Source organism: Rhizobacter sp. P1_G5, from assembly GCF_056405435.1.
Genome location: NZ_JBFUCB010000243.1, coordinates 1 through 8,315 on the forward strand (window position 1 = coordinate 1; position 8,315 = coordinate 8,315).

Sequence of the window (8,315 nt, forward strand, 5' to 3'; positions counted from 1 at the left end):
GTCCCCTACCTTAGGGATCAGGGAGCGCGCACCGAGGCACACGATGCGAAGCGAYGGCCGCCGATGCGAAATGCCCCTGGAATGCCCCTGCCCGCCACACGGCGACACCTGGGCCGGCAGGCCGCTCCCTATGATCGATCGCATGAGCACATTGAACGAACTCGCCGGGCACCCGGCCCCCGCCTCGGTGCTGGTCGATGTCGGCCGGCTGCTCGCCGCCTACGCCGACGACCGGCCCGACCCCTCGGTGCCGGCGCAGCGCGTCGCGTTCGGCACCTCCGGCCACCGCGGCTCGTCGCTCGACCGCTCGTTCAACGAATGGCATGTGCTCGCGATCGCGCAAGGCATCTGCGACCACCGGCGCCAGGCCGGCATCGACGGGCCGCTGTTCCTCGGCGTCGACACGCATGCGCTGTCGGCACCGGCCGCGGCGACGGCGCTCGAGGTGCTGGCGGCCAACGGCGTGACGGTGATGCTGGCCGAGCGCGACGAGTTCACGCCGACGCCGGCGGTGTCGCATGCGATCCTGGTGCACAACCGCGGGCGCGCCAGCTCAGGCCAGGGCCTGGCCGACGGCATCGTGATGACGCCCTCGCACAACCCGCCGCGCGACGGCGGCTTCAAGTACAACCCCTCGCATGGCGGCCCGGCCGACGAGAAGGTGACCGGCTGGATCCAGGCCGCGGCGAACCGCCACCTCGAAACCGCGCTGAAGGATGTGAAGCGCCTGCCGGCCGGACGCGCACTGCGCGCCGACACCACGCGCCGCCACGACTACCTGCAGCACTACGTCGGCGAACTGGGCCAGGTGGTCGACCTCGACGCGGTGCGTGCGGCCGGCGTGCGCATGGGCGTCGATCCGCTCGGCGGCGCCGGCGTGCATTACTGGCGCGCGATCGCCGAGCACTACCGCCTCGACCTGACCGTGGTCAGCGAAGAGGTCGATCCGACCTTCCGCTTCATGTCGCTCGACTGGGACGGCCAGATCCGCATGGACCCGTCGTCGCCGTACGCGATGCAACGCCTGGTCGCACTGAAGAGCCGCTTCGACATCGCGTTCTCGTGCGACACCGACCACGACCGCCACGGCATCGTCACGCCGGGCGCCGGCCTGCTGCCGCCGAACGACTACCTGTCGCTGATGATCGAGCACCTGTTCCGGCACCGGCCGGCCTGGGGCCGCGAGACCAGCATCGCGAAGACCGTCGTCACGACGCAACTGATCGAGCGCATCGCCGCGCGCCTCGGCCGTCCGCTGTTCGATGCGCCGGTCGGCTTCAAGTGGTTCGCCGACGGGCTGCTGAAGGGCAGCCTCGGCTTTGCCGGCGAAGAAAGCGCCGGCGCGAGCTTCCTGCGCCGCGACGGCAGCGCCTGGAGCACCGACAAGGACGGCATCGCCGCCGCGCTGCTGTCGGCCGAGATCACCGCGACGCAGGGCCGCGACCTCGGCGCCGTCTACGACGAGCTGGCCGGCGCGCTCGGGCGGCCGGTCGCGGGCCGCATCTCGGCGGCCGCGACGGTGGCACAGAAGCGCAAGCTCGGCGCGCTGTCGCCGCAGCAGATCCGCTCGACCGAGCTGGCCGGCGACCCGGTGGTGCAGGTGCTGAGCCAGGCGCCGGGCAACGGCGCGGCGATCGGCGGCATCAAGGTGGTCACCGCGAACGGCTGGTTCGCGGCACGGCCGTCGGGCACCGAGGACATCTACAAGATCTACGCCGAGAGCTTCCGCGATGCGGCGCACCTGCAGCGCTTGCTCGACGAGGCACAGCGGGTGGTGGACGCGGCGCTGGCCGCTTGATCCGGCTCAGCCGCGCGGCTTGCCGTGCCAGAACGGCTCGGCCCGGCCGGCACGCTTCAGGGCCTTGTGGGCCGCCCGGGCCGAACGGGCCTGTTGCGCGGCCAGCCAGCCGACGGCGAACCAGGCTTCGGGTTCGGCGGCGGCCCGCTCGCGATAGGCCTTGAGCGCGACCGCCAGGTCGTTGTGGCTTCCCAGCGCGTCCTGCGCAGGCGCCAGCGCGTCGAAGAAGCGCGCGACCGGCTTGTCACGGTACAGCGGCGCGATGAACTCGGCGAGGTAGCGCAGCCGCTTCAGCTCCTTGCGCACCGCGTGCTGGTCGTCGGCCGGCGCATCGGCGAAGCCGCGTGAATGCCCGACCAGGCGGCGCAACAACGCGTCGAGGCGCTCGCCGATGGCCGCGACGGCCGGACCTTCATGCGCACCACCGCGCACCGCCGACGCTTCCATCGCATAGGCCTGCACGGCCAGCAGCACCTGCTGCACCTGCGGGTGCTGCACCCGTGCCTCGATCGGCTCGGCGCCCGCCGGCAGCCGGGGCCGCGTCAGCGGCGGCGCGCCCGCGGCGACCAGCGCATCGGCGGTCTCGTCCTCCAGGATCTGCTGGTCGCGGTCGACGCCGAGCACGCGGAAGAGTTCGGCCACCGGCGCCTCCCAGCCAAGGTCGAGCCCGCAGTCGAGCGGCGCCAACTCGCGCAGCACGACGCGCAGCCGCCGCAGGCCGATGCGCAGCTGGTGCACATGCTCCGGCTGGCGGCTGCCGGAGGCGACGGCGCTGGCGTTGCGCAGCACCTGGGCCAGGCAGGAACCTGTGGCAGCACGGGCGAGGCCGGGACCATCGGCATCCRCGGCCAGCTGCGGCGGCCTGGCGCGCGCCGCCGCCGGGTGACTCTGCCCGCGCGACAGCAAGCTGCCGCGCTCGGCCTTCGAGACGATGTCGAGCCACAGGCCGTGCTCGGCGACCCAGTCGGAGGCCAGCGCGAACAGGCCTTGCAGCGGCCCGGCCTTCCATTCGAACTCGATCTCGCGCAGCGGGTGCACGGCGGCACCCGCGACGACCTGCCCCACATCGAGCGCCGCCTCGATCTCGGCACCATCGGGCAGCGTGAAGACACGCACGACGCGGTCGACCTCGGTGCGGAACACCTCCTGCAAGGCCAYGCCGCCCAGCGCGTCGAGAAGCCGCCGGTGCGCCGGCGAGCCGCGGTGGCGGTCGATGTTGATGGCCGGTGCGCCGCTGCGCACGGCATCGGCCGGCAGTTCCGCGTTGTGCTCGAGCCGCGCCACGCCGTGCGCGCCACTCGCCTTCAGCGTCTGCACCCAGCGCGTGCCTTCGAGCCGCAGGCGCAAGGCGATCTCATCGCGCGCCAGCCGGCCGTCGGCGGTGTCGAAGTAGTGCGCCTGCATCCGCACGGCCTCGGTGCGGCCCTGCAGGAAGCGCTGTCGCAGATGCGTGAATCGGGTCTCGGGGATCTGGAACTTCAGCTCGATCTCATGCATGGGGAATCAGGATCAAGGATCAGGGTTTGGCTCGGGTCAGGCGTGCGCGCCAGCGGTCCCAACCAGTGTGCCAGCGCGCGCGCAGCGTCGGCAGATCGTCGCCCGGCGAATCGGTGTCGGACGAGGCGACCTCGTCGCCCCGGTCTTGCGCCGCGCGCCGCACGAACTGCGGGTCCATCATCAATGCGCCGATCGACATCAGGCCGAGTCGTTCGCGAAGACGTCTTGTCTCCATGATCTGCGCTCCATTCACCGGACCTCGGGCCGCTCCGGTATGGCGCCGCGTCAAGGTCTGGTATAAACGGTATATATCGTATAAACCATTGAAGTCAAGCCGATGACCACATCAACGACCGCCCGCAAGACCCCCTCCAAAACCTCCACCAAGACCGCTGCCGCCCCGGCAAAGAAGACTCCCGTCGCCGCCAAGAAGGTTGCGGCGAAGAAAGTCGCAGCCAAGACGGCTGTCGTCGCGAAGCCCGCACCGGCCCCCGTCGCCGAGAAGCCCAAGCACAAGCTGGTGCGCGACAGCTTCACGATCCCGAAGTCGGAGTACCAGCTGCTCGAGGCGCTGAAGCTGCGCGCGACCGCGCTGAAGCGCCCGACCAAGAAGAGCGAGCTGCTGCGCGCCGGCATCGCGACGCTGAACGGGCTGGCCGACAAGGCGCTGCTGGCCGCGCTGAACAGCGTGCCCAGCCTGAAGACCGGCCGCCCGAAGGCGGACGGCGACGCGGCCAAGGACTGAGCCTCAGGTCGTCAGCTCGCCCCACGCCGTCGCGACGCGGCGAAAGCGGCCCTGATCGTCGAGCGCCTGCGCATCGACGAGCTCGGCCGTACCTTCCATCACGACGCCATGGAAATCGTGCTCGATCACCGATCGCGGCGCCTTGAACGAGGCCGGGAGTTGCCCGCCCACGTCAGCGTCGAACAGCGAAAACCCATAGACAGTGACCAGCTTGTCGACTTCCATCTCGGCTCCTTGTGCAGGGGTTGCAGGTGGTACAGGGTGGTGCGGCGAGGTTGCTGCGATGCAGCAGCAAAAATTATAGAAACCCAGCCACCCGCGCCAGAAGCCCATCCACGCTGTCGGGTCGGGATTGGCTTGTGCTGCGTCAAGGATTGGCTCAGGGATTCACATCCGCCCCGAGCGGGCAGGTGCCGCCGCCCGCCGGCGCGTTGACCCGGACCACGCGCGGCTTGCCGAGCGCGGGCGCCGCGGGGTCGTAGGCCGCGTTCGGCGCCTTCCAGCCCGCCAGGTAGGCCGTCAGCGCATCGATGTCCTGTGCGCCGCCCAGCAGGCTCGTGCCCTGCCGGAAGGTCGAAAAGCCGTCGCCGCCGGTCGCCATGAAGTTGTTGATCGTCACGCGCCAGGTCTTCTGCGGGTTCACCACCACGCCGGCCGCATCGACCAGCGTCTCGGTGCCGGCCGCCGTCGTCAACGCCACGCCGCTCACCCGCGCATTGCAGGCCGCGCTGCCATCCCAGGTGTAGCGCAGGCCGGCGCTCGGCACCATCAGCCGGGTCGCGGTCGCAAGCTGGCCGCGGCAACCGGCGAACTGCTGCTCGAGCACGTCCTTCACGTTCTGCGTGGTCAGCGTCAGCGTCACCAGGCTGTTGCCGAACGGCTGCACCGTGAAGGCCTCGCCGTAGGTGATGTTGCCGTCGCCCTCGCCGGCCGCGCTCGACCTGAAGTTGAAGCCCGGGCTGCGCACGCCGCCACGGTTCATCAACGCGAACTGCGCGCCACCGAAGGGCGGCGCCGCGGTGGCCACGAGCTGCGCATCGGCGATCAGTTCGCCGGCCGGCATGTTGCAGGCCGCGTCGCCGGTGACCGGCAGCGCCTGCGTGATGCTGCCGATCACCTGGTTCGCGATCGGTGCGACCAGCGCGTCGTAGGCGGCGACCAGCGCCGCCACCGCCGCGTTCGGCGTGGTGGCAGGGTCGCTGCGGTCGACGACGCGGTTGGTCGCGCTGACCGACATCACGTCGCCGTTCGACGGGTTGATCGCCAGGTCGATGTCGCTGACGACGCGGCCGAAGGCACCCGCCTGCGTCACCGGGATCATCCGGCCGGTCGCATTCGGCAGCTGGCAGTTGTAGGCGGTGTGGGTGTGGCCGCTGACGACCAGGTCGACCGCGTTGTCGAGCTGGCGCACCACGTCGGCGATCGCCGAGCCGGCCAGGCCGCCGGCACAGCCGTTGATGTCGTTGCTGCCGACCTGCGAGCCGCCCTGGTGCACCAGCACGACGATCGCCTCGACGCCGCGCGCGCGCAATTGCGGCACCAGCGCGTTGACGGTGTCGGCCTCGTTGCGGAACTCCAGGCCCGCGACACCGCTGGGCGTGACGATGGTCGGCGTGTCGCGCAGCGTCATGCCGATGAAGGCGACGCGCACGCCGTCGAAGGTCTTGATGCCATAGGCCGGCAGCAGGGTCTTGCCGGTGGCGGTGACGTAGACGTTGGCCGACAGCCACTTGAACGTCGCACCCTCGAACGGCACGGGCGTGCCGACCTGCGCGCCGCGGCAGCTGTTGGGGTCGGCGGCGCCGCCGGGCAGCAGCGCGCAGCCGCCGCGCTGCAGGCGCAGCAGGTCGGGCGAGCCGTGGTCGAACTCATGGTTGCCGACCGCGTTGAACTCCAGGCCGATGCGGTTCATCGCCTCGACGGTGGGCTCGTCGTGGAACAGCGCCGACACCAGCGGCGAGGCGCCGACGATGTCGCCGGCACCGACCACCGCGTTCAGCGGGTTCTGCGCCTTCAGCCGCGCGACGAAGCCGGCCAGCATGTCGGCACCGCCCGCAGGCACCAGGCCGGCGCCGCTGGACGAACTCTGCGTGACCGGGCTGAAGTTGCCCGGCGACTGCAGGTTGCCGTGGAAATCGTTGAAACCGATGAGCTTGACGTGGACGGGCGCCGTGCCCTGCGTCGGGGCGATGGGCGCGCAGGCGCACAGTGCGACAGCGGCCGCGACGGCCAGCAGGCGAACGAGGAGCATGTGGATCCTTTCGACGGGGTGTCCGGAAGTAGACATCAGATCGGCCGCGTCACCTCGGCCAGCGCGGCCGGCAATGCGGCCCGCATCGCCTCGATGAAGCGGCGCAGGCGCGCCGGATGGAATCGCGACGGCGGGTAGATCAGGTGCACCGGTAGCGCCGCCGCACGCCACTGCGGCGCGAGCTGCACCAGCCGCCCGGCCGCGATCTCGTCGGCGAGCATCCAGGTCGACATCAGCCCGATGCCGATGCCGCGCACCGTGGCACTGCGCAGCGCATAGAAGCTGTCGGTGGTGAAGCGCGGGCGAAAGCTCACGCGGTGCGCCTCGCCGGTGTCGGCATGGCTCAGCAGCACCTCGGTGCGGTAGAAATTGCGGGCACTCAGCCAGGGCAGCCCGGCCAGCTCGCGCGCATGCACCGGCATCGCGCGCCCGGCCATCAGCGACGGAGCAGCCACCACGATGCGCGGCACCTCGGACAGCTTGATCGCGACCACCGACGGGTCGGTCACCTCGCCCACCTGGATCGCGCAGTCGATGCCCTCGCCGACGAAGTCCGGCGTGCTGTCCTGCGTGCGATCCTGCGTGCTGTCGTGCAGCAGCCACTCCACCGTCACCCGCGGGTGCGCGCGCATGTAGTCGGACAGCGGCCCGACCAGCAGCTGCTGGCCGAAGGCATGCGGTGCGATCACGCGCAGCAGGCCCTCGGGTTCGTCGTCGGCACCGCGCAGTTCGGACTCGAACGCCTTCCAGCTCGCGATCAGCTCCTTCGCGCCTTCGTAGCAGCGCTCGCCGTCGGCGGTCAGCGTCATCGCGTGGGTCGAACGCTGCAGCAGCCGCAGCCCGAGCGATCGCTCCAGCGCCTGCAGCCGCCGGCTCATGGTCGGCTGGGTCGCGCCCATCTGCAGCGCCGCGGCCGACAGGCTGCCCGCCTCGACGATGCGCACGAAGGTTTCCATCAGCTCGATGCGGTCGGCCGGCGCCGTGGCGTGGGGGGTGGCATTGCTCATGCGCCGAGCGTATAGCAATTCTGCAAGCCGTCGGGCTACCCAGACACGCCCGCCCTGGAGACACTGCAGGCCTTCGTTCCAGAACTCAGGGTTTACACGAGATGTCCACCATTCATTCCACGCATGCCACACCGGTCGCCCTGACGCCGACCGGCAACGTTCCGCTGCCGATGGTGCTGCTGCTGGCGACCGGCACCGGGCTCGGCGTGGCGTCGCTGTACTACAGCCAGCCGATGCTGGGCGTGCTCGGCGCCGAGATCGGCGCAGGCCAGGCGACAAGCAGCCAGGCGATCGGCTTCGTGCCGACGATGACGCAGCTGGGCTACGCGCTCGGCATCCTGTTGCTCGCGCCGCTCGGCGACCGCTACGACCGCCGCCGCATCATCCTCGCGAAGGCCGCTGCGCTGTGCGTCGCGCTGCTGCTGGCCGGCGCGTCGCCGTCGGTGGGCGTGCTGCTGGTCGCGAGCCTCGCGATCGGGCTGGCCGCGACGATGGCGCAGGACATCGTGCCGGCCGCCGCCACGCTGGCCCCCGATGCGCACCGCGGCAAGGTGGTCGGCAGTGTGATGACGGGGCTGCTGCTCGGCATCCTGTTGTCGCGGGTGGTCAGCGGCTTCGTCGCCGAGCACTTCGGCTGGCGCACGATGTTCATCGCGGCCGCGGCCGCCATCGCGCTGCTGGGCGTCGCGCTGTGGCGCGGCCTGCCGCGGCTGAAGCCGACCACCCACCTCGCCTACCGCGCGCTGCTCGGCTCGCTGGGCAAGCTGTGGCTGAAGCACGGTGCGCTGCGCCGCGCGGCATTGGCGCAGGGGCTGCTGTCGGTCGGTTTCAGCGCGTTCTGGTCGACGCTGGCGGTGATGCTGCACGGCGAGCCGTTCCACCTCGGCAGCTCGGCGGCCGGTGCGTTCGGGCTGGCCGGCGCGGCCGGGGCGCTGGCCGCGCCGCTGGCCGGCCGCATGGCCGACCGCCGCGGGCCGGAGCTGGTGACGCGCGTCGGTGCGGGCCTGGTGCTGGTGT

General features: G+C 71.2%; 8 protein-coding genes. 3 read left to right on the top strand and 5 right to left on the bottom strand.

What is annotated here, in order from left to right; genetic code table 11:
• Nucleotides 1–142 precede the first annotated feature (142 nt).
• On the top strand, nucleotides 143–1,798 hold the full coding sequence (pgm, locus tag AC1D12_RS17370) for a phosphoglucomutase (alpha-D-glucose-1,6-bisphosphate-dependent) (RefSeq protein WP_477841798.1): 1,656 nt from the start codon (nucleotides 143–145) through the stop codon (nucleotides 1,796–1,798).
• A 6-nt stretch (nucleotides 1,799–1,804) separates the two neighbouring features.
• Here the strand turns inward: pgm and AC1D12_RS17375 are convergent, their stop codons facing one another.
• Nucleotides 1,805–3,295 (bottom strand): CYTH and CHAD domain-containing protein, encoded by a 1,491-nt coding sequence (locus AC1D12_RS17375; protein WP_477841799.1) that lies wholly within the window; start codon nucleotides 3,293–3,295, stop codon nucleotides 1,805–1,807.
• A gap of 19 nt (nucleotides 3,296–3,314) precedes the next feature.
• Entirely contained in the window at nucleotides 3,315–3,494 is a 180-nt protein-coding gene (locus AC1D12_RS17380; protein ID WP_477841801.1) for a hypothetical protein, read from the bottom strand.
• Between the two features lie 138 nt (nucleotides 3,495–3,632).
• Between AC1D12_RS17380 and AC1D12_RS17385 the strand changes: the two genes are divergently transcribed.
• The gene (locus AC1D12_RS17385; RefSeq protein ID WP_477829174.1) at nucleotides 3,633–4,040 is read left to right on the top strand and encodes a hypothetical protein; all 408 of its coding nucleotides are present in this window, start codon (nucleotides 3,633–3,635) and stop codon (nucleotides 4,038–4,040) included.
• A 3-nt stretch (nucleotides 4,041–4,043) separates the two neighbouring features.
• Here AC1D12_RS17385 and AC1D12_RS17390 read toward each other — a convergent pair whose 3' ends face one another.
• The 3 genes from AC1D12_RS17390 to AC1D12_RS17400 all read right to left on the bottom strand — a co-directional run bounded on the left by AC1D12_RS17390 (nucleotide 4,044) and on the right by AC1D12_RS17400 (nucleotide 7,298).
• Nucleotides 4,044–4,265, bottom strand: coding sequence for a hypothetical protein (locus AC1D12_RS17390; protein ID WP_477829173.1), 222 nt, complete (start codon nucleotides 4,263–4,265; stop codon nucleotides 4,044–4,046).
• Nucleotides 4,266–4,419: 154 nt separating this feature from the next.
• Complete coding sequence (locus AC1D12_RS17395; protein WP_477841803.1) at nucleotides 4,420–6,291, bottom strand: bifunctional metallophosphatase/5'-nucleotidase; 1,872 nt, start codon at nucleotides 6,289–6,291, stop codon at nucleotides 4,420–4,422.
• Nucleotides 6,292–6,326: 35 nt separating this feature from the next.
• Complete coding sequence (locus tag AC1D12_RS17400; protein WP_477828272.1) at nucleotides 6,327–7,298, bottom strand: LysR family transcriptional regulator; 972 nt, start codon at nucleotides 7,296–7,298, stop codon at nucleotides 6,327–6,329.
• A gap of 101 nt (nucleotides 7,299–7,399) precedes the next feature.
• Between AC1D12_RS17400 and AC1D12_RS17405 the strand changes: the two genes are divergently transcribed.
• A partial coding sequence (locus AC1D12_RS17405) for an MFS transporter (RefSeq protein ID WP_477841805.1) occupies nucleotides 7,400–8,315 on the top strand: 916 nt, incomplete at its 3' end.